Genomic DNA, 22,532 nt, shown 5'->3' on the forward strand with positions numbered 1-22,532 from the left:
TGAAGTCCCCAAATTTGGAGAGCCCGTCAATCCCGCCTCGTTAGGTTCAAGATTGCCGGGTTTTTTCTTTTCTGATTCAAAATCCCTTTAAAATCAACTCAATTATCTGTGATCGATTCTTCCTGACGGATAAACGCTGCCAGTTCATCTTTTTTGTTAACCAGATAATCAGGGAAGAACTCTTTGGTCATCGGGATCACTTTCATGACTCTTTGCCGGTTCCATAAATCCTGATTATTTTCAACGCAGCGGCGGATATGATCAGGGTTGTTGAATTCCGGGGTGTTATGTTCTGTGTGAGAGATGGTAGACATTTTCTCTGAGATCCGCTCATCAGTCATAACCCACGAGAAATGCCATCCCCCATTATTCAGCGTTTTAGTTCTGTACTTCAGCCAGTTCCAGCGCAGCCAGCTCTCCCTGATGACAGATCCCCTTCGCTTCACATTTCTTAGCAAATCAGGTTGGGATAAAAAGAATTTCTTCAGCACTTTGAACTTAACCATCTTCGGCAACTTACATTTGCGCGCCGACCCGTCATTGTTTAGTACCTGAATATTAAATTTATAGTTGTAGAAATTCTGATGCAGGATGGTACAAAGATGGAAATGGCTGAACTGAGAAATGCTTTCCGAGTTTATTATTTCATCAACGTCAGAAATGATGATGATGTCATCATCCTGCGCATTTTTAAGTCCCAACATGATGGAATTGCGTGCCACAGTCTCATTTTCCCAGGGATCAGATTGTCCAGCTTCAACGACTGAGCAATTAGACTTAAAGGATTTATCATGAATGACGGGGACAGCTTCATTGATTACATAAATAATCTTGTCTTTGAATTTCTCATATTTACTGATATCGAAATGGAGTTTCTCCCGCTTCTTACCCGTAAATGTGTATCGCGACTCAACGATGACAAACCAGTCGACATGCGGATAGAGTGTGTTAAGACGGATATCTAACAACATATCCTCGTCATAAAACAAAAAGCAATCGTAAATCATGAGCCAACATCCTGTTGGTAAATTGTAAGGAAACAGAAATAATTTGTGCGTAATGATATCAATAATTTTCCATTTCTTCCCTGGTGATATCTCAGCCTGCCACAAATTATTTCTTTTGCTCCTTTAACTATCTCCCGTTCTGCTATGACTCATTCTCAATCACCCGCACCAATGTTCCATCGATATCAATCATGACGCCCATTTTCATCCCTGACTGGATTTGAGGCAGATGAACGCAGGGACGTGAATGAGGATCCTCGCCGATACCTGCGGCTTTAAAAGCAGCAAACATGGCATCGGCGTCATCGACGCGTAAACAGCAACTGAACCAGCTTGTGAGCGGATCAAGATCTGTGTGCAGGAAGAATTCCAGCGTGAGGGTTCCGCGGGTCATGATCAGCCAGCCGTCATCGACATAGGTCGTGGTGAAGCCAAAACTGCCATAGAAATCTTGTGTCGCGCTGAAATTTCGGGAAGGGAGATTAGGTGTAGCGAAATCGGTCATAGCGGCTCTCTGTCGTCGGAAGATGTCGTTAAACGTTCACGCCATCATGCCTGAGCCATCAATGAGAAGAAAGGTTGAATGTAAACGAAAATCCCCCACCTTTCGGCAGGGGATCCAGACACATGAGACGCAGGTGCCCTCACCAATAAGGGCAGCGTCGGTTTATCAGAACTGATAAACCAGACCAACAGCCACAACGTCATCGGTATTGATGCCGGCGTCGCGGGTCAGACGGGTGTCGTCCATCAGGTTGATTTTGTAATCAACGTAAGTGAGCATGTTTTTGTTGAAGAAGTAAGACGCGCCAACATCAACATATTTGGTCAGGTTCTGGTTGCTGTAACCCGGGATATTACGTGCGTGGGACTGAACATACGCGATAGACGGGCGCAGACCGAAGTCGAACTGGTATTGCGCTACCGCTTCAAAGTTCTGCGCTTTGTCCGCGTAACCGTAAGCGGTGCTGCCTGCTTTACCGAAGCGGTTTGCGTTGTAGCTCTGGGTGTACATCGCGGCCAGATAGATGTTGTTCGCATCGTATTTCAGACCACCGCTGTAAGCAGTCGCTTTGTCGCCGTTACCGATGATTGCCGGATTGTTACGGCCATTTTGCTCGGCGGTACGGTCTGAAGCCATCATGGCTGCTGCAGCGCTGAAGCCTTCGCCCAGGTCATAAGACAGGGACATGCCGTAGCCGTCGCCGTTTTGAGCCAGTACGTCACGGCCGTTGTTAGATTCGGTCGCGCTGCCGTTTTTGCCCTGATACTGAACAGCAACATCCAGGCCATCAACAACACCGAAGAAATCTTTGTTACGATAGGTCAGCACGCCGTTAGCACGCTGGAACATGAAGTTGTCTGCACCGTAAGTATCGCCGCCGAATTCAGGCAATACGTCGGTCCATGCCGCGACGTCGTACATCACGCCATAGTTACGGCCGTAATCCAGTGAACCCCACTGGCCGAATTTCAGACCTGCAAAACCAACACGGGTAAAGTTGTTGTTATCAGCGTTTTCCGGAGAATTCAGAGCTGCCTGATATTCCCACTCACCGTAACCGGTCAGTTCGCTATTAATTTGGGTTTCACCGCGGAAACCCAAACGCATATATGACTGGTCGCCGTCAGTGCTGTCATCGCTGGAGAAATAATGTAAGCCGTCGACTTTACCGAACAGATCGAGTTTGTTGCCGTCTTTATTATAAATTTCGGCAGCGCCAGCAGTGCCGGCCATCATCAGAGCAGGAATTACCAGAGAAAGTGCGCGTAATTTCATCATCAATATCCTTGATTATTTGGAAGCTATCTACATTGCCACCCGGCAAGTTAATTCTCAGCCCACCGTGAAGTTATATTTCTTCTTTAGGGTCTGGAACTGATGGCCGTCAAAATAATCCAGGATAAGTTCCGTTGCAACCGAAAAAAAATTTGAAATTGTTTTCGTTTGGCATTGGTTTAAGTTTAAAAAATCATCAACTCATAATAATAAAACCATATATAACATAGAGTTGTCGACAATTACCCCACCCAGTGATTACTATTATCTTTACAGTAATGCCTGATGATAATAATCATTTCCCTGCGGAACTATGGCATGGAAACATAATCTGGATATTGAAAAGCCTAATGTAATGTTTTGTATATCTGCGGTGGCAGGGTTGCAATTTCATCCACAAAAAAGCCTCCGGGATGGGAGGCTGATGGATCTATTTGTACACATGTTTATTACATAATACGTTCGAGATGTTGATCTTTACCGCCTAACCGCCCGTCGGTCTGATTCCATTCATTTTGGTACGCCTGATAAGCAAATACAAATGCCTGATGTCCGTCTTCAAATAACTGGTCCGGGCGTTTATGCCAGCCAGAATATGCGTCGTAACGCAAAATTTCATAGCCGCCTTCTACCGGATGGAAAAGGTAAGTGTAATGTTCACAATATTCCGGCGCGTAAGGAATATCTTCTCCCGCTTCCAGTGTAATAAACAGGCCGCCCAGGCGTATTTTAATCATTGATATCCTTTTTCATTATCCACAATTTAGTCGTCTGTGTGGCCGTCACATTGGCAGTCTCAGCCATCTGATGCATCCAGCTCGTCACAATTTTGCCACAAGCTACCAAAATAATGGCGACAGGTCTCCCGCCCGAGACGCTGTAATACACTTAAATCGGCAAAAACAGCCTCACGAATCTCCATTTCATTGCTCTCTTATAAAATTTTTTACTACACTATTCAGGCCAAAATGAATTGGCAGTTAAGACTATTTTTATAGGAGTCATTCTCATGACGCAAAATATTTACGATGATCAGGCCTTTTTCGATGGCTATGCCCAACTCGGACGCTCGCAGTTCGGGCTGGACGGCGCACCGGAATGGCCTTCCCTGAAAGCATTGCTGCCAGACATGAAAAACGCGCGCGTGGTCGATCTGGGTTGTGGCTACGGCTGGTTTTGCCGGGCTGCACGTGAAATGGGCGCAGGTGACGTTCTCGGCCTGGATGTCTCAGAAAAAATGCTGGATAAGGCCCGTTCCATGACCCCGGATACGGTTATCCGCTATGAAAGACGCGACCTGGAGACGCTAACCTTACCCGAAGCTTCTTTCAACCTTGCCTACAGTTCCCTGACTCTGCATTACATTGACGCACTGCCCGCGATGTTCCGTACTGTTTATCAGGCGCTGGAAGCAGGGGGGCATTTCGTCTTCTCCGCCGAGCATCCGGTGTATACCGCGCCTTCAGAGCCGGGCTGGAAACTCAGCGGGCAAGGTCATAAAACCTGGCCGGTGGAAGGTTATCAGCGTGAAGGCCAGCGCGTCACTGACTGGTTTGCAGAAGGCGTTATTAAGCAGCACCGGAAGCTCGGCACTTATATCAATTTGTTGATTGAAGCAGGATTCGTTATCTGTCATCTGGATGAATGGGGCCCTTCTGCTAAGCAGATTGCCGCTTATCCGGACCTTGCTGAGGAAGCCGAACGACCAATGCTGTTCCTGATGTCAGTGCAAAAACCGCGTTAATCGTTCCCCCCTGATACCCCTCTTTCTGAAATCTTTTCTTTCATTTATCCAGTCAGGCATCACCGCCGGGAGGCTCGTCCTCCCGCCTGCTTAAGGCTTCCTTAAGTTCTTCTGTTTACACTTCATTTCATCGCGAAACTATACCGATGCTCAATGACCGGGGATATTCCGACGATGCCCCCTTTACCTCTGTGACCACGCCAATTAACGTATCCGGCGTTTATGAAGGTTTTGTGACTGATTGATCGCAATTTTTTGAAGGCTATTTTGGCCTGTTTATTCGAGGGTAGTTTAATGGAACAGCTGAACCATCTGGTTTTTCTCTGGATTAATGCGACGCCGGCCTCGCCGGAAATGCTGATCAAGTTTGCCTCATTTCTGGCCAATGACCTGATCATCATTGTCCCCCTGCTGATTGTTGGTCTATGGCTTTGGGGACAGCGCGAGAACATTAGCCAGCAACGCGTTCTGGTCAGCAAAACAGCCATTGCCCTTCTTTTTGCGATGGCGACTGCTAAGTCGTTATCGCTGTTATTCCCTCATGCACGCCCTTTTGTGGAGGGTTTCGGACATACCTTCCTCCAGCACGCCCCTGACAGTTCATTCCCGAGCGATCATGGCACCGCCATCTTCACCTTCGCCCTGTCGTTCCTGCTCTGGCACCGCCTGTGGTCCGGCGCAATACTGATGGTGACCGCCGTGGGTATCGCCTGGTCACGCGTCTATCTGGGGGTTCACTGGCCGCTGGATATGGTCGGCGGTTTACTGGTGGGGATGCTCGGCTGCCTGTTCGCACAGCTGGTGTGGAACCTGTTCGGTGAGCAGATTAACGCGATGATGTGTAAGGTTTACCGCTTCGGATTTGCCTTCCCGATTAAGAAAGGCTGGGTACAGAACTAACAACTGTCCCCCCCTGAATCATTCGATTTGCTTCAAGGCGGCAAGTGTGTGAAACCCCGGAGCTTACATCAGTAAGTGACCGGGGTGAACAAACGCAGCTACCGCAGAGACAGCCTGAGGGATGACAGGGTTTTATTTCCCAAAAATACTTGCCCACAGACCGCTGATTTTCATCATCACGAAGTCCCAGATACGACCAATAAAGCCGGTTTCCTTCACTTCCTGCAATGCGACCAGCGGACGCTGTTCAATCACTTTACCGTCCAGACTGAAATCTACCGTACCCACCACCTGATTTTTCGCCAGCGGCGCTTCAAGCTGCTTGTTGGTCAGATTAAAGCTGGCTTTGAGATTCTTCAGCTGCCCTTTCGGCATCGTCAGCGATGCATTTTCCGCGACACCCAGCGGCACCATTTTTTCCTCACCAAACCAGACGCGCTGACTAGTAAATGCATCACCGGCTTTAATCGGCGTCAGCGTTTCGTAAAAGCGGAAACCCCATGTCAGCAGGCTTTCGCTTTCGCTGAAGCGGATACGGTCGCTTGGCGCGCCCATCACCACGGCAATCAGGCGCATGCCGGTTGAATCGCTGGCCGAGGAGACTAAGTTATAACCCGCGCCTGACGTGTAGCCGGTTTTAATCCCGTCAACGTTCAGGTTTGAGCTCCACAACAGGCGGTTACGGTTTATCTGTTTGATGTGGTTGAAGGTGAATTCTTTCTCTTTGTGCAGCGCATATTCATCCGGCGTATCGCGGATCAAGGCCTGTGACAGCAGCGCCATATCGGTGGCGGAGGTGTACTGACCATCCGCATCAAGCCCGTGAACTGTTTTGAAATGCGTATTTTGCAGTTTCAATTGTTCTGCGTAACGGTTCATCAGATTGACGAATGAATCCTGGCTCCCCGCGACGTAATCGGCCAGTGCGATACTGGCATCGTTACCCGACTGAATGACGATGCCTTTATTGAGTTCGGACACCGGCACGCGGTCGCCCGGTTTAAGGAACATCAGCGAGGAGCCGCGTAATACCGGATTTCCGGTTGCCCAGGCATCGTTGCCGACAGAAACCAGATCATCGGATTTGATTTTGCCAGATTTGATCGCCTGTCCGACCACATAGCTGACCATAATTTTACTCAGGCTGGCCGGGTCGAGACGGGCATCAGGGTTAGATTCGGTGATGATTTTCCCGCTGTTGTAATCCATTAACACCCAGGATTTGGCATTAATCTGAGGGGCGACGGGGCCGGTATCCGCCTGAGCGGCGGGAAGCGCCAGCAGGAGTATTCCACTGCCCAGCGCGTAAATGAAAGTCCGTTTGAATGGGGAAGAAATTGTCATAGGTATCAGCGCTTTTGTCCGGGTAACTGAAATTTATCTTATCTTTCAATCAGATTGTGCAAGTCTGTCAGGTGTAAAACCTACTGCTTTCCGCGTCGGGAATAAACCTAAATAGTGTAAAGATCTTAAGAATAGTAAAGTTTTCCGCTGCTTGCGCAGATTCACCTGGCGATAAAAACGGCAGTCAGTGCTTGACCATTTCAAACATGTGCGGCAATTTGGCATACAAACACATACAAAATATCTATAACAATAAACGGCTTATTCACAACGTGACGCCAACGTTGATGAACTGACGGCAGGGGCAGAAATGGCAGGTTTGGTCTTTAAAGCGCTGATCGGCGCACTGGTCGTGATCCTGATCGGAATACTCTCTAAAACACGTAACTATTACATTGCCGGGCTGGTGCCGTTGTTCCCGACTTTCGCTCTGATCGCCCATTATATAGTCGGCACTGAACGCAATATCGAGGCACTGCGCACCACCATCATTTTCGGCCTGTGGGCCGTCATCCCGTACATGGTGTATCTGCTTTCCTTATATTTTTTCATCGGTTCGATGAAATTACCTTACGCTCTGATTGCCGCCGTCGCCTGCTGGTCGCTGGCCGCCTGGGCACTGATCAGCCTGTGGACTCGTTTTCACGCCGGGTAAATCGGTTTATTAAGATTACGTGGCAATATCGTTCACAAAACACTCAAACGCCAAAATTGCGCTACGCTGAATGAAGACTGTCAGCTGAGGGAATCCGCACCATGGATCTCGCCATTTTTGAGCTCGACCATACCCTGATTTGTGATGACAGCCACAACCTGTGGCTGCACTGGCTGATTTCTCAGGGTTATGCCTCTTCGGATGAACTCAGTCATTACCGCCTGCATGCCCTGCCCGCACAAAATTCAGTCGCCGGTGGACAGTTTTCCCCGCAATCTGCCGCCCATTACAGTGATTATCTTGCCAGTGCCTTTGTCCCGATGAGCGGTCTGAGTTGCCCGACCGTAGCAAACTGGGTTCAGCGGTTTATTCACCGCGATATCATGCCGCGTGTGTATCCGCAGGCACGTGAAAAGCTGGAGTGGCACCGGGCGCGCGGGGATGAAATCCTGATTGTCTCGGCCTCCGGCGAACATCTGGTGAAACCGGTGGCGAGACGTCTTGGCGCACAGGCTGGTATCGGGTTAAAGGCGGGCGTCAGCAATCAGCGGTTCAGCGGTGTGGTGGAAGGCCATCTGACGTTTCATCAGGGCCGCCTCGACCGGCTGAAACTCTGGCTGGAAACCCGCAAGCCCCCTGCTTATCAGCAAATATTTGCCTACAGTCACACGTTATACGATCAGCCTTTGCTGGAATTTGCCGACGTGTCGACGGTGATTAACCCCGGCGAGGCGCTGCAAAATATCGCGGCCGAAAAGGGCTGGCATTCTCAGCACTGGTCGCGTTATCCACATCTGCAACAGGCCACCTGCTGAAGAAAGATGTTTTTACCTACAGACCAAAATCACGGATAAACGCTTCGCTTTCCCGCGCTATCTCATCGCGAACAAACTCGATGAATTGCGTCAGCGCAGCGGAACGCCGTTTTCCAGCCGGTGACTGCAACTGCAACGTCCGCTGATTCAGCTGTTCAATGTTCACCGGTTTGACGCGCAGATTGTCGCGGCGCGCTTTATACATAATGGAAAAATGGCTGCATGCCGCAATTGCGCCGGGCGTATGCACCATAAAATCGTACAACACAGAGAAACGGTTACAGCTCACCGCCGGTTCGAGAAAAACGCCGCTCATCCGGCATGACAAATCAAACAGCTGACGGATGGTGCTGCCCTGCTCGTTCATCGCCAGCGGATACGGATGTAAATCAGTCAGTTGCACATGGCTTTCAGCCAGCGGATGATCTGGCCGCATGACCATCCTCACCGGTGCGGGAAAAGAGGCCATGATATCCACGCCGCGCTCGGCCACCAGACTGAACTGCAAGGCGAAATCCACTTCCCCCTTATGGATCATTTCCGACACTTCCACCGCCGTACCGACATTGAGGTAAAACATCACGCCGGGATGATCGTGTCTGAACTGTGAAAACAACTGCGGCAGCAGATCAAACGCCAGCCCGTCGGTACAGGCCATGCGGATCACCGTGCGGCGTACCGCATTCAGCCCCTGAATTTCCGCTATTGCATGTTCCATATCCATCATGCTTTTACGCACATGGTTTTCGAGGATCTGCCCGGCATCATTAAGCACCATCCCGCGCGCATGACGTTCAAAAAGCGGCGCACCGATGCGCTCTTCAAGCCGCTGGATCTGACGGCTGATAGCAGAAACGGCGACAAATAATTGCTTACTCGCCCCGCTCAGTGATCCCGTATTTGCTACCGCCAGAAAATAGCGAATCTCCGAACTTTGCATGACTTTATTGCCTCATAACTGTGCAGATGAGCATTACAATAAAAGCAACGCTAAGTTGCAATTATTATTATTGTGGCAACGCTTGCGCAGCGCTTAGAGTGAAACTGCTAAAAAAACCAACAATAAATCCTCAAAACAATTACAAGCAGGTTTCATATGACAGCGGAAAATATCGTTAAACAGGCGCTGGCCTGGTTCGATCAGGGTGAATATAAACGAACTCTGGCACGCAGGGTCGCTATTGCGACTGAAAGCCAGAGTAATCAGCGCGACGCAGAACTGGCGCGCTATCTCGATGAAGAGATCAAACCGACACTTTCCGCGATGGGTTTCAGCCTGCTCAGCGTGGAAAATCCTCATGCCTCACATCGTCCTTTTCTGATTGCCACGCGCATTGAAGACAGCAACCTGCCGACCGTACTGAGTTACGGCCATGGCGATGTGGTGTTTGGCGACGATGAAAACTGGCGACAGGATTTATCGCCCTGGGAGCTTAAAGAGGAAGGTGACCGCTGGTACGGACGCGGCAGCGCCGACAATAAAGGCCAGCACAGCGTCAACATTGCCGCGCTGGAGCAGATTTTCAAAGCCCGCGGCGGCCGCCTGGGATTCAACTGCAAACTGCTGTTTGAAATGGGCGAAGAAATCAGCTCTCCGGGGCTGGCTGAACTTTGCCGTGATTATCATGATGAACTGAGCGCCGATATTTTTCTGGCCTCGGACGGTCCGCGTCTGAGCGCAGAACGCCCGACATTATTCCTCGGCTCACGGGGCGCGGTGAATTTCCGTCTGACGATTAACGCACGCGACAATGCCTATCACTCCGGCAACTGGGGCGGTCTGCTCACCAACCCAGGTACACAACTGGCGAATGCGCTGGCGTCGCTGGTGAATCAGCACGGTCAGCTGCAGGTTGCGGCACTGAAACCACCGGCGGTCAGCGAGGCTATCCGTGAGATCCTCAGTGATGTCGATGTGGGTGGTGGTGCCAGCGATCCGCAAATCGACCCGAACTGGGGCGAAGCGGGTCTGACGCCAACCGAGCGTTTGTACGCGTGGAATACGCTGGAAGTGCTGTCGTTCCTGACAGGTAATCCGCAGCGCCCGATGAACGCTATTCCGGGCAATGCTACAGCAGTTTGTCAGCTGCGGTTTGTGGTCGGCACCGACTGGCAGAATCTGGCGGAGCACGTACGCGCACATCTGGATGCTCACGGTTTCCCGCAGGTCGATGTGGAATTTGTACGCGGCTCACCGGCGACACGATTTGATCCAACCGATCCGCTGGTCGGCTGGGCGCTGGATATCATGCAACACACAACCGGCAAAAAACCGGCATTGCTGCCAAATCTGGGCGGTTCGCTGCCTAATGATGTCTTTGCCGACATTCTCGGTTTGCCGACGCTTTGGGTTCCACACTCTTATCCGGCCTGCGGCCAGCATGGCGTTAACGAACATATGCTGATTTCCGTGGCCCGCGAGGGGCTGGCTATCATGACTCATCTTTTGTGGGATCTCGGTGAGCGCGGTACCCGCCTGCTGGAACAGCATCTTGCCCACGCCGGAGGTGCAAAATGAGCCAGTTAAGCGCCACATCTCAACACGCAGGCTCAGCGGCAGAAAAGCCCAGCCTGATGAAAACCTTGTTCGCGACCTGTATCGGCAATGCTCTGGAATGGTTTGATATCGCCATTTACGGCTTTTTCGCCAGCTATATCGCCCATGCATATTTCCCGACGTCCGACCCAACTGTTTCCCTGCTGCTGGCATTTGGCAGTTTCGGCGTTTCATTTTTGATCCGCCCTCTGGGTGCCATTGTTCTGGGTGCTTACGCCGATAAACACGGTCGCAAAGCCTCGTTGCTGATGTCCATCAGCCTGATGATGATCGGCGGGCTGATTATCGTTATCACACCTTCTTACGCCACTATCGGCATGGCGGCACCGCTGCTGATACTGGCCGCCAGGCTGATTCAGGGGTTTTCCGCAGGCGGGGAATTCGGCAGTTCGACGGCGTTTCTGGTCGAACATTTTCCGGAGCGTAAAGCGTTTATCGCCAGCTGGCAGTTCGCCACGCAGGGTGCCAGCACGCTGCTGGCCTCGGCTTTCGGGCTGGGGTTATCCGCCGTCCTGAGCGAAACGCAGTTACAGGACTGGGGATGGCGTATTCCGTTTATTTTCGGTCTGCTGATCGGCCCGGTCGGGTTGTATATCCGCCGCCATATCAAAGAGTCGGAAAGCTTCAGTAAAGCCGAAAAGACGGCCTCTCCGCTGAAAGAAATCGTCCGTTCACAGAAAGGTCTGTTCTTTACAGCCATCGGCCTGATGGTGGTGTCTACCGCCATCAACTACATGCTGAACTATGTTCCAACATACGCGACCAAAACGCTGCATCTGCCTGCTTCCGCCGGATTCAGCGCCACGTTGGCCGCCGGGATCATCCTGACCGTAGTCACGCCGTTTATGGGGCTGTGGGCAGAGAAAATTGGCCGCCTGCCGCTGATGTGGGGCTCATTGATTCTGTTGCTGCTGACCATTTATCCGGCGTTCTGGCTGATGCTGCAATACACGTCGGCGATGTCATTGCTGCTGCTGATTAGCTGGCTGGCACTGCTGAAATCGGTGTATTTCTCTACCGTGCCATCGATGATGGCGGATTTGTTCCCGATAACCACCCGCGCCAGCGGCATGGCGATCAGCTACAACGTTGCGGTGACTGTTTTCGGTGGTTTTGCACCGTTCATCTGTACGCTGCTGATCTCCGCCACCGGCAGCAGTCTGGCGCCGGGGTACTATCTGATGGTTGTCGCCCTGCTCAGCGTCTGGTCACTGTTTAAAGCACAAAAAACTCAGCGCTGATTTCGTCTCAGCAGCACTCAGCGGCGGGAGATCCTGTTGCTGAGTGTTACTTTTTTCACGTCGCTTAATCACTGACCGTGGCCTATAGTCTTAGCCAGAAAGATGTACACCTTCTGTTTTCCCCTATTAAAAACAAGGAGTTCCGGATGCTCACCCTATGGGGCCGCGAAAATTCAAGCAATGTCAAAAAAGTACTGTGGCTGCTCGATGAACTGAATGTGACCTTTCAGCACATCAATGCCGGCGGCGTGTATGGCAAAAACAATGAACCGCTTTATCTGTCGCTTAACCCGAACGGGCTGGTGCCTTGTCTGCAGGACGACGATTTCGTGTTGTGGGAATCCAATGCCATTCTGCGCTATCTGGCAGAACGTTCCGGCGAAGAAGCCTTCTGGCCGGACAATCTGCAACAACGGGCAGCGGCGGATAAATGGCTGGACTGGTGCAGTAACTCGCTGACCGTACCTTTTCGTCAGGTGTTCCTGACGCTGGTGCGCACGCCAGAAGCAGAACGCGATATGTCGGTGGTCGCGGCGGGGATGGCGGCATTTGAAAAATACTGGGCGATTGCCGACGCCGTGCTGGCGAAACAAAAATGGTTCTCCGGTGAGCAGTTCGGCATCGGGGATATTCCGGTTGCCTGCTACGCCTATACCTGGTTCCGCCTGGATATTGAACGTCAGGCGCATCCGAATCTGGAACGCTGGTATCAGCAACTTCAGCAGCGTCCGGCTTTCTGTAAGCGCGTGATGCTGCCCCTGAGCTGACCGGTGTTCGCGTCGGTTAATCCTGGCTTGGATTTAACCTGCAACAGGCGGTCATTTCTGACCGCCTGTTGCTTTAAATAACTTCAGTTTTGTGGCGCAACTTTCAGCAACTTACCGTCGCTCTCATCCGTCAGCACATACACAAACCCGTCGCTGCCGATCTGCACCTCACGGATACGCTCTTTACGATCGCTGAGCAGCCGTTCCTCATGGGTGACTTTATCGCCGTCAAGCGTCAGGCGGATCAGTGATTCACCCGCCAGCGCCCCGACGAAAAGCGAGTTTTTCCACTGCGGGAATGTCTGCGCGTTATAGAACGCCATTCCGCTCAGCGCAGGCGACACCTCCCAGTAGTAAATCGGATCTTCTGCACCCGCCAGCGTCGTCCCTTTCGCTTCAGGGATCGGCTGACCAGAATAGTTAATCCCAAACGTCGCCAGCGGCCAGCCGTAGTTTTTCCCCGGCTGCGCAAAATTCACTTCATCGCCACCGCGTGGCCCGTGTTCGGTTTCCCACAGCGCCCCGCTCCATGGATTGATGGCCAGCCCCTGCGGATTGCGGTTGCCGTACGTCCAGATTTCAGGCTTCGCATTCTTGTCGTGCACAAACGGATTGTCCTGCGGTATGCCACCTTCCGGCGTGAGACGCAAAATCTTGCCCTGTAGCTGATTCAGATGCTGGGCATTAATGCGCTGATTGTTATCGCCGGTGGACAGATAAATATTGCCCTTATCATCAAACGCCATGCGACCGCCAAGATTGATACCGCTTTGCAGGGCCGGTTGCTGAATGAAGATCACTTTAAAATTGCTCAGCGTTTTATTATCCGCCAACAATGTGCCGTAGCCGAGCGCAGCATGAGGTTCGCCCTTTTCACCCGGCTGCGAGAAGGTCAGATACACCCGACGATTGCTGGCAAAATCCGGCGATAAACGCACATCCCACAAACCGGCCTGTCCGCTGACCCAGACGCGCGGCACGCCCTTCAGCGGCGAAGAAAGTCCGCCGTCCGGCTTCCATAAACGAAGCTGTCCGCTACGTTCGGTGATCAGCGCCCCCTGATTATCCGGCAAAAAAGCCAGCGACCAGGGATGGTCTAAGCCATTCGCCAGTTCCGTCACTTGTGCGCCAGCCTTTGACGGCGGAACCGGGGATTTCGGCGCGGCACCGGCGTGAGCGGATATCAGGACAAGGGTAAAAACAGGCAATAATGTGTCGCGGAAAGAAAAGGACATAAGGCTTCTCCCGGAGGCATTGTTGATAATGAAATTCAGAGGTGAAGTTTCAGTTTAGGCCATGTGACTGATTTTGCTGTGCGACGGTTCGTTCCCTATAACCAACAGGAATAACGCCTGGCCGAAATATAATAACAACAAGGCGTTCCCTCTTTCTTAACATACCGGTAAACTGCCTCGACGAAATAGACGTCTGGACAGACAGACTTCTGTACATCCTCAGTTAAAAATGACACCAGAAAAACCGCGTCCGACGGACCTCTTTAATAATAAGAGCAATATAATGAGAACAGTATAATGAGAAAAATATCCGCATCCCTGCTGGCATTGAGCCTGTTTTCAACTGTACCCGCCTTCGCTGCCGGTGAAACGCCTGCGCCCGTTCCGGCGACCATTGCCCAGCACAACGGCCCTGTGCGCATCGCGGTTATCCGTAATCTCGGCTCCGACGACAACACCACCCAGTTTCTGGCCGGTGCCATCAAACAAGGCCGTGCGCTTGGGTTCAAAGTTGATACCTTCCTGAGCAACGGCGATGACGCCAAATTCCAGGATTTCGTCAATCAGGCCATCAGCCAGAAATACGACGGCATCATCCTTTCGCAAGGTCGCGGACCTTACTCTGAAGCGCTGGTGAAACGCATCGCCGCTGCCGGTATTGCGGTGTCTGCCTTTGATACCGAAGTGCCGGAGAATATTCCAGGCGTCACGGTGACTCGTCAGGACGATGCTTCACTGGCAAAAGCGTCTGTGGGTCAGCTGGTGAAAGATTTCAACGGTAAAGCCAATATCGTCAAATTGTGGGTAGCCGGTTTCCCGCCAATGGAACGTCGCCAGAAAACTTACGAAGCCATTCTGAAAGAGAATCCGGGTATTCATCAGCTGGAGTCTATCGGCGCGGTGTCATCTGACGTTCAGGGCGATACGGCGAACAAAGTCGGCGCGATACTGGCGAAATACCCGAAAGGTCAGATTGATGCAATCTGGGGTGCATGGGATGCCTTCAGCCAGGGCGCATATAAGGCCCTGAAAGAGAATGGCCGTACTGAAATCAAACTCTACAGCATCGACGTGTCGAATCAGGATCTTCAGCTGATGCGCGAAAAAGGCAGCCCATGGCAGATGACCGCCGCTGTCGATACTCAGCTGATCGGCGCCGTGAACCTGCGTATCGTGGCCCTGAAAATTGCCGGTGAGAAAACGCCTGCCACTTATGAATTCCCGGCACAAACCATTCCTCAATCCCTGTTGCTCAGCCAGCCGGATGGCATCAACGTGACCGGCCTGAGTAAAATCATTCCGGGCTGGGGAAAATCTGAAGATTTCACTGCGCCGTGGTTTGCAACGCTGGAAGCAAAATACAAAAAGTAACCGCCTCAGACCTCCCGGAAACGGGAGGTTTTCCTTCGCTGTTCAGTACTTCGCCCGTTTGTTCCGCTCAACTTTTCCCCGTTTACCCCGCGCGATCACAGAAATAAAGAAACATAATTTCAGAAACAAAAATCTCAATAGCCTCAACGCCTTGTAAACGTTAAAACTCCTACTCTCCCATTTCATACGGACATTGAAGCAATGAGTACTGAGATCCTTTCGGTCAAGGAAAAGATTGGATATGGATTAGGCGATGCGGCCAGTCACATAATTTTCGATAACGTCATGCTTTACATGATGTTCTTTTATACCGATATCTTCGGCATTCCGGCCGGTTATGTCGGTACCATGTTCCTGCTCGCCCGCGCGCTGGACGCAATTTCTGATCCCTGCATGGGATTACTGGCCGACCGCACCCGCACCCGCTGGGGGAAATTCCGTCCTTACGTACTGTTCGGTGCTATTCCGTTCGGTATCGTCTGCGTCTTTACCTACACCACGCCTGAGCTCAGCATGACCGGCAAAATGATTTACGCCGCCATCACTTATACGCTGCTGACGCTGATGTATACCGTGGTGAATATCCCTTATTGCGCGCTGGGTGGCGTGATCACTTCTGACCCGACACAGCGTATTTCGTTGCAATCGTACCGCTTCGTGCTGGCCACCGCCGGCGGGATGCTGAGTACGGTGCTGATGATGCCGCTGGTGAATTACATCGGTGGTGAAGATAAAGCACTCGGCTATCAGGGCGGGATCGCGGTACTGGCAATTGTCGCTGCCGTCATGCTGGCGATCTGTTTCGCGACCACCAAAGAACGTGTCGACCCGGGCAAACCGACCGGCACCATGCGCGAAGATTTGCGTGATATCTGGCACAACGATCAGTGGCGCATTGTCGGCCTGCTGACCATCCTCAATATTATGGCGGTCGCGGTTCGCGGCGGCGCCATGATGTATTACGTCACTTATATTCTCGGCAATCCGGTGCTGTTCGCCTGGTTCCTCGGCGTGTATTCGGTCGGCAACCTGTTCGGCAGCGCACTGGCTAAACCGCTGACTGACTGGAAATGCAAAGTCAGCGTGTTCTGGTGGACCAACGCTATTCTGGCGGTGCTGAGCATCGGCATGTTCTTCCTGCCGGTGAACGGCAGCGTACTGATGTTTATCTTCATCTTCGTCATCGGTGTTCTGCACCAGCTCGTGACGCCAATCCAGTGGGTGATGATGTCCGACACCGTCGATTACGGCGAATGGAATGACGGCAAGCGTCTGACGGGTATCAGTTTCGCCGGTACCCTGTTTGTGCTGAAACTCGGTCTGGCACTGGCCGGCGCGATGATCGGCTGGATGCTGGCTGGTTCCGGTTATCAGTCCGGTGCCACTACTCAAAATGCGGCCACCATGACCAGCATTATCGCGTTATTCACTCTGGTTCCGGCAGTCTGCTATCTGCTGAGCGCCATCATCTGCAAACGCTATTACATTCTGCGCACCCCGCTGCTGCGCCGCATTCTTGATGAAGTGGCTCAGGGCATCCGCCGTAATCAGCAAGAGTTTATGAAATGAATTTGTTTTTGAAAAACTGAAATTGATTTAACTGAACATGCCCAAAATCATTCGTGCTGAATCAAGGCGGCAACTGAGTAAATCCCCGGGAGCATACACAGGTATGTGACCGGGGTTGGCGAAGGCAGCCAACGCAGAGTCAGCGCGAAGGATGAAGGGCTAAAGGAGAAATTCATTATGAAAATCAGTGACGGTAACTGGTTGATACAAGATGGTTTGTCGCTGACACATCCGCTACAGGTGTTTGAAGTGCAGCGCTCAGGCAACGACATGGTGATTTATGCCGCGCCGAAAGATGCGTCAGAGCGTGCCAGCCAGCTGGATTCAACGCTGTTCACGCTGCGATTTTTCTCGCCGCAAACCGGTGTTATTGGTGTGCGCATTACCCACTTTGACGGCGAAACCGATAAAGGCCCGCACTATTCGCTGCTGCAATCCGACACACCGGAATTGCGGTTTGAAGACAACGAGGAATTCGCTGCTTTGCACAGCGGTGACCTCTGTGTGCGTGTGACCAAAGGCAATAACTGGACGCTGGATTTTCTGCGCAATGGACGCCGGATAACCGGCAGTGTCGCCAAATCTAACGGCTACGTGCAGGACGCGAACTCGCAGAAAACCTACATGATGGAGCGTCTGGATCTCGGCGTCGGCGAAACGGTCTACGGTCTCGGTGAGCGTTTCACCGCACTGGTTAAAAATGGTCAGACTGTCGAAACCTGGAACCGCGATGGCGGTACCAGCACGGAGCAATCCTACAAAAACATTCCCTTCTATCTCACCAACCGCGGCTATGGCGTGCTGGTGAATCATCCAGAATGTGTATCTTTTGAAGTGGGTTCGGAGAAAGTCTCTAAAGTGCAGTTCAGCGTGGAAGGCGAGTATCTGGAATATTTCGTCATTGATGGCCCGACGCCGAAAAAAGTGCTCGACCGCTATACCCGTCTGACCGGCCGCCCTGCGCTGCCGCCGGCCTGGTCATTTGGACTGTGGCTGACGACCTCTTTCACCACCAATTACGATGAAGCCACGGTGAACAGCTTTATCGATGGCATGGCAGAACGCCAGCTGCCGTTGCACGTTTTCCACTTCGACTGCTTCTGGATGAAAGCCTTCCAGTGGTGTGATTTCGAGTGGGATCCTCAAACCTTCCCGGATCCGCAGGGCATGTTGCAGCGCCTGAAAGCGCGCGGTCTGAAAATCTGTGTGTGGATCAACCCGTATATTGGTCAGAAATCACCGCTGTTCCATGAAGGCAAAGAAAAAGGTTATCTGCTTAAGCGCCCGGACGGCCGCGTGTGGCAATGGGACAAATGGCAGGCCGGAATGGGCATTGTGGATTTCACTAATCCACAGGCCTGCGAATGGTATGCTGGACATCTGAAACGTCTGGTGGATATGGGTGTGGACTGTTTCAAAACCGATTTCGGCGAGCGCATCCCGACCGACGTGGTCTGGCATGATGGCTGCGACCCGCAGAAAATGCACAACCATTACGCGTTCGTATACAACAAACTGGTGTACGAAACATTGCAGGACAAACTCGGCGAATCGGAAGCCGTGCTGTTCGCCCGTTCAGCATCGGTCGGTGCCCAGCAATTCCCGGTTCACTGGGGCGGTGACTGTTACGCTACCTACGAATCGATGGCGGAAAGCCTGCGCGGCGGGTTATCTATCGGATTGTCTGGTTTCGGTTTCTGGAGCCACGATATCGGTGGATTCGAAAATACCGCTCCGGCGCACATCTACAAACGCTGGTGCGCTTTCGGCCTGCTATCAAGTCACAGCCGTCTGCATGGCAGCAAATCCTATCGTGTGCCATGGGTCTATGACGATGAAGCCTGTGATGTCGTGCGCCAGTTTACGCAACTTAAATGCCGCCTGATGCCGTATCTGTATCCTGCGTCTTCACAGGCAGCCAGCCACGGAACGCCAGTCATGCGCGCCATGATGCTGGAATTCCCGGAAGATCCGGCCTGCGATTATCTCGACCGCCAGTATATGTTGGGCGATGATTTGCTGGTTGCGCCGGTCTTCAGCGAAGAAGGCGACGTCGATTTCTATCTGCCGCAGGGCCGCTGGACGCATCTTCTGAGTAACGAAGTCGCCGAAGGTTCACGCTGGCATCGTCAGCAGCACGGCTTTGACAGCCTGCCGCTGTATGTCCGCCCGAACACGTTGCTGGCACTCGGCAGTAACGACCAGAAGCCGGATTACGATTACAGCCAGCAAACCGAATTCCATCTGTTTGAACTGGAAGACGGTGCGGTAGCGGAAAGTGCTATCACGGATCTGAACGGGAAAACTGTTTTCAACCTGAAAGCCGAACGTCGGGATGGCGTGATTACAGTGACCCAGGAGGGCCAGGCTGCAGGATGGACACTGTGTCTGCGTAACCTGAGCACCGTGCGTGAAATCTGCGGCGCACATCAGAAAGCGGATTCACAAGGAGTCGTGCTGACGCCCGCCTCGGACTGTCGGGAATTGGTGATTACCTTATAAAATTTATCATTAACCACCCCCGCTACCTCCACAGGTAGCGGGTTTTTTATTCCCGTCAATTTCAGCATCACTCATTTGTACTCATCGTTATAAAACAAATCATTCTTTTCTTCTTCATCTTATTTTACGTGCACGTTTCACTGGCAATGAAATAATAAAACATCTCGGTTACTCCAGCGGAAATCCTTTCTTTCTTTAAACACGACTCAATATTTAAATACCCTTGCCGCGCCGTTAAGGATGTCAATATGAAATGTAGATTTTATTTTTCTTTGCTGCTGGCCTGTTGTGCAGGAATATCGGTACCGTCCGTTCAGGCTGCTGACGGACAGGCTAACGTGGTGTGTAGTTTCAGTCATATGAAACCGGATGACGCCATATTAATGCCCGGAATGCCAGGCATGGCAATGTCCCATGATTTTGTGGGCAACCGCTCCACCGACGCCTTCTCTACGGCAGAAAGCCTTCTCCTGCATTCAGGCACAACCTGTAATAACGCGGCGGACAGCACCGGTTATTGGGCGCCGACCATGATGTTACCTGATGGTCAGGTGGTGAACCCGGCCTACATCAAAATTTATTATCAGGCAAATAATGTTGCACAGTACCCTATCACCGCTTATCCGCACGGTTTGCAGTTACTGGCGGGTGATCACCGGGGCTCGGGGCCGAATCCTCAGGTTAATTTCTTATGCGCAAATGGCAATGGTTACAACCACACCGCCGACCAGACCTGCGGCCTGCGCTCCGCTGGCGACGCCGTGCAGTTCAATATTGCTGTGATGTTTCCTAACTGCTGGGATGGTGTCAACCTGAAAGCCAAGGGCACGAAAAATGCCGTCTACAGCGATAATTCAGGGAAGTGTCCGGCCGACCATCCTGTCAAAATTGCCTCAGTGAATATGAACATTGCGTATGTCCTTCCTCAGATCCAATCGCTGGATGTCAGTAAAATCAAGTTATCACTGGATCCTCAGATGATTGACGTCAGCTGACACCACTCTGGGGCAGTATTTATACCGCCCATGGTGATTTCATGAATGGGTGGACAGAAGATGCAACCAAATTCATGGCTGACCGTTGTATGAATTATTCTATGGAATGTTCGACGAATATCCCTTACAGCTATACCGATGCAGAAGCTGATACCTATGTCAGCAATCAAACCGATGCCGAAAACAATTATGGCAGCGTCCCGACATTATTAGTGCAGGATGACTGGAGAAACTCCAGCCGCGATTATCATAAACAAATGCTGGCATTAATTAAATTCAAAATCCCCGCTTTACCGCCAAATGTGGATGATTACCCCGGCGTAAGCTTTAAATATAAAATCCGCATCTATAATGGAAATATTTCTGATACAAGTGCCTTTACTATTTTCTTCTACCCAACCACACCTGATGGCTGGGATGAAAATACAGTGAACTGGAATAACAAACCGTCGTTCAAATATACTGCGGATGCCAGCTTGTATATGGATAACGTTCAGCAATTCCGCTATGTCGATGTCGATAAAGCCGTCCGAGCAGCTATTGCTGCAGGGCAAACCGAAGTGGCGTATTACATAGGCGGTGAACGTACCGGCCGCACCATCAGTGTCGAAGCAAAAGAAAGCGGTAAGCCGCCGGTTCTGATGCTTGCCGGTTATCAAAAGGTCGTCGAACCTTAAAAAGCGGAAGGTCTGCCTTGCCCCGTTGCCCTCACAACGGGGCTTTTTTTATGTGGTTTCTAAACGTCCTGATAGACACTTTCGCCGTGAATACTCCGGTATTCTTTCGGCGTCATTTCGTAGCCTTTTTTGAATACCGAATAGAAATATTGCAGCGACGGATAGCCGCACATCTGCGAGATCTCATTAATTGAAATCGACGTCGCCGCCAGCAGATTGCGCGCCCGGTCGAGTTTCTCTTCGTGGATCACACCGTGGATTGTTTGCCCGGTTTCATCTTTAAAGCGTTTTTCCAGGTTCGAACGCGACATCCCGATGGCATCAAGAACCTGCTCTACCTTAATCCCTTTACAGGCGTGATAACGGATATAGTGCATGGCCTGGATAACCGCCGGATCGCGCAAAGAACGGAAATCAGTTGAACGGCGCTCAACCACTTTCACCGGTGGCACCAGAATGCGCTGTAACGGTAAATCGCGCTGATCCAGCAACTGATGCAGGAGTTTTGCCGCCCGGTATCCCATCTGCCGCGTCCCCTGTACCACCGAAGACAACGCCACACGCGACAAATACCGCGTCAGTTCTTCGTTATCAATGCCGATGACACTGAGCTTTTCCGGCACCGGAATATTCAGATGCTCACAGACTTGCAACAGATGCCGTGCCCGGGCATCGGTGACGGCAATAATGCCGGTTTGCTGCGGCAAGGTCTGGATCCAGTCGGCCAGCCGGTTTTGCGCGTGCTGCCAGTTTTCCGGCGCGGTTTCCATCCCCTGATACACCACACCCTGATATTGCTCGGCCGATACCAGTTTTTTGAAGGCATGCTCGCGCTCCTGTGCCCAGCGTTTCCCGCCCGCATCAGGTAAACCATAAAATGCGAAGCGGTTGATACCTTTCTCTTTGAGATGCATAAAGGCCGCTTCAACCAGCGCGTAGTTGTCGGTGGCGATGTAATGCACTGGCGGATAATCGTCTTCCTGATGATAAGAACCGCCGACGCCGACGATAGGAACGTTGAGATCCTTAAGCAACGTCTCGATTTCCCTGTCGTCAAAATCAGCAATGACGCCATCGCCGAGCCAGTCTTTAATATTATCTATACGGCAGCGGAAATCCTCTTCAATGAAAATATCCCAGTCGCTTTGTGAGGCCTGCAAATACTCACCCACGCCTTCTACTACCTGACGGTCGTAAACTTTGTTAGCGTTAAATAACAGAGTGATCCGATAACGTTTCTCAAACATGCCTGTCTCTCACCGGTTTCTAATAGACTAAGCCTCATTCATTGCGCTAACTGAATGAGGCTGATTGCGTTGGTCAATAGCACAGCGCAATGGCTTAGGTTGATTTGGCATAGTGATTATGTGAGG

Annotated in this window: 18 protein-coding genes and 1 pseudogene; 11 read left to right on the plus strand and 8 right to left on the minus strand. The window is 51.6% G+C overall.

The annotated features are described in order from the left end of the window. Positions 1 to 98: 98 nt before the first annotated feature. The 4 genes from UC15_RS16135 to UC15_RS16150 form a co-directional block, all read right to left on the minus strand. On the minus strand, positions 99 to 1,007 hold the full coding sequence (locus UC15_RS16135; protein ID WP_112289381.1) for a benzoate transporter: 909 nt from the start codon (positions 1,005 to 1,007) through the stop codon (positions 99 to 101). A 142-nt stretch (positions 1,008 to 1,149) separates the two neighbouring features. Beyond that, positions 1,150 to 1,512 carry a bleomycin resistance protein gene (locus UC15_RS16140; RefSeq protein ID WP_112289382.1) on the minus strand — a complete coding sequence of 121 codons (363 nt, stop codon included), beginning with the start codon at positions 1,510 to 1,512 and terminating at the stop codon, positions 1,150 to 1,152. 165 nt (positions 1,513 to 1,677) lie between these two features. Then, positions 1,678 to 2,787, minus strand: coding sequence for a porin OmpC (gene ompC, locus UC15_RS16145; RefSeq protein WP_112289383.1), 1,110 nt, complete (start codon positions 2,785 to 2,787; stop codon positions 1,678 to 1,680). 449 nt (positions 2,788 to 3,236) lie between these two features. Continuing rightward, entirely contained in the window at positions 3,237 to 3,524 is a 288-nt protein-coding gene (locus tag UC15_RS16150) for a hypothetical protein (protein WP_112289384.1), read from the minus strand. A 272-nt stretch (positions 3,525 to 3,796) separates the two neighbouring features. Between UC15_RS16150 and UC15_RS16160 the strand changes: the two genes are divergently transcribed. Then, complete coding sequence (locus UC15_RS16160) at positions 3,797 to 4,531, plus strand: class I SAM-dependent methyltransferase (RefSeq protein WP_112289385.1); 735 nt, start codon at positions 3,797 to 3,799, stop codon at positions 4,529 to 4,531. Between the two features lie 294 nt (positions 4,532 to 4,825). Then, positions 4,826 to 5,431, plus strand: a complete 606-nt coding sequence (gene ybjG, locus UC15_RS16165) for an undecaprenyl-diphosphate phosphatase (protein ID WP_112289386.1) — start codon at positions 4,826 to 4,828, stop codon at positions 5,429 to 5,431. Positions 5,432 to 5,563: 132 nt separating this feature from the next. On the opposite strand, the gene UC15_RS16170 is transcribed toward ybjG, so the two are convergent. Beyond that, entirely contained in the window at positions 5,564 to 6,775 is a 1,212-nt protein-coding gene (locus UC15_RS16170) for a serine hydrolase (RefSeq protein WP_112289387.1), read from the minus strand. Positions 6,776 to 7,085: 310 nt separating this feature from the next. Between UC15_RS16170 and UC15_RS16175 the strand changes: the two genes are divergently transcribed. Further along, positions 7,086 to 7,430, plus strand: coding sequence for a GlpM family protein (locus UC15_RS16175; RefSeq protein WP_112289388.1), 345 nt, complete (start codon positions 7,086 to 7,088; stop codon positions 7,428 to 7,430). A 101-nt stretch (positions 7,431 to 7,531) separates the two neighbouring features. Beyond that, the gene (locus UC15_RS16180) at positions 7,532 to 8,245 is read left to right on the plus strand and encodes an HAD family phosphatase (protein WP_112289389.1); all 714 of its coding nucleotides are present in this window, start codon (positions 7,532 to 7,534) and stop codon (positions 8,243 to 8,245) included. A 16-nt stretch (positions 8,246 to 8,261) separates the two neighbouring features. Here the strand turns inward: UC15_RS16180 and UC15_RS16185 are convergent, their stop codons facing one another. Then, positions 8,262 to 9,185 carry a LysR family transcriptional regulator gene (locus tag UC15_RS16185; protein ID WP_112289390.1) on the minus strand — a complete coding sequence of 308 codons (924 nt, stop codon included), beginning with the start codon at positions 9,183 to 9,185 and terminating at the stop codon, positions 8,262 to 8,264. 156 nt (positions 9,186 to 9,341) lie between these two features. Between UC15_RS16185 and UC15_RS16190 the strand changes: the two genes are divergently transcribed. The 3 genes from UC15_RS16190 to UC15_RS16200 all read left to right on the plus strand — a co-directional run bounded on the left by UC15_RS16190 (position 9,342) and on the right by UC15_RS16200 (position 12,810). After that, the gene (locus tag UC15_RS16190; RefSeq protein WP_112289391.1) at positions 9,342 to 10,763 is read left to right on the plus strand and encodes a M20 family metallopeptidase; all 1,422 of its coding nucleotides are present in this window, start codon (positions 9,342 to 9,344) and stop codon (positions 10,761 to 10,763) included. Then, entirely contained in the window at positions 10,760 to 12,043 is a 1,284-nt protein-coding gene (locus tag UC15_RS16195; protein WP_112289392.1) for an MFS transporter, read from the plus strand. Before UC15_RS16190 ends, UC15_RS16195 begins: the two co-directional genes overlap by 4 nt. A 146-nt stretch (positions 12,044 to 12,189) precedes the next feature. Next, positions 12,190 to 12,810, plus strand: coding sequence for a glutathione S-transferase family protein (locus UC15_RS16200; protein ID WP_112289393.1), 621 nt, complete (start codon positions 12,190 to 12,192; stop codon positions 12,808 to 12,810). A gap of 83 nt (positions 12,811 to 12,893) precedes the next feature. Here the strand turns inward: UC15_RS16200 and UC15_RS16205 are convergent, their stop codons facing one another. Then, a complete protein-coding gene (locus UC15_RS16205; RefSeq protein WP_112289394.1) occupies positions 12,894 to 14,045 on the minus strand; it encodes a PQQ-dependent sugar dehydrogenase in 1,152 nt (383 codons plus the stop codon). Positions 14,046 to 14,342: 297 nt separating this feature from the next. Between UC15_RS16205 and UC15_RS16210 the strand changes: the two genes are divergently transcribed. The 4 genes and pseudogenes from UC15_RS16210 to UC15_RS26255 all read left to right on the plus strand — a co-directional run bounded on the left by UC15_RS16210 (position 14,343) and on the right by UC15_RS26255 (position 21,159). After that, positions 14,343 to 15,416, plus strand: a complete 1,074-nt coding sequence (locus UC15_RS16210; RefSeq protein WP_112289395.1) for a sugar ABC transporter substrate-binding protein — start codon at positions 14,343 to 14,345, stop codon at positions 15,414 to 15,416. 201 nt (positions 15,417 to 15,617) lie between these two features. Then, positions 15,618 to 16,985, plus strand: coding sequence for a glycoside-pentoside-hexuronide family transporter (locus tag UC15_RS16215; RefSeq protein ID WP_112289396.1), 1,368 nt, complete (start codon positions 15,618 to 15,620; stop codon positions 16,983 to 16,985). A 177-nt stretch (positions 16,986 to 17,162) separates the two neighbouring features. Further along, positions 17,163 to 19,487 (plus strand): alpha-xylosidase, encoded by a 2,325-nt coding sequence (yicI, locus tag UC15_RS16220; protein WP_112289397.1) that lies wholly within the window; start codon positions 17,163 to 17,165, stop codon positions 19,485 to 19,487. A 248-nt stretch (positions 19,488 to 19,735) separates the two neighbouring features. Next, a pseudogene (locus tag UC15_RS26255) lies at positions 19,736 to 21,159 on the plus strand (DUF1996 domain-containing protein). Positions 21,160 to 21,218: 59 nt separating this feature from the next. Here the strand turns inward: UC15_RS26255 and xylR are convergent. Beyond that, positions 21,219 to 22,406, minus strand: coding sequence for a D-xylose utilization transcriptional activator XylR (gene xylR / locus UC15_RS16230; RefSeq protein ID WP_112289398.1), 1,188 nt, complete (start codon positions 22,404 to 22,406; stop codon positions 21,219 to 21,221). Positions 22,407 to 22,532: the final 126 nt, after the last annotated feature.

The organism is Rahnella sp. AN3-3W3 (genome assembly GCF_003263545.1).
GTDB classification, from domain to species: Bacteria; Pseudomonadota; Gammaproteobacteria; order Enterobacterales; family Enterobacteriaceae; genus Rahnella; species Rahnella variigena.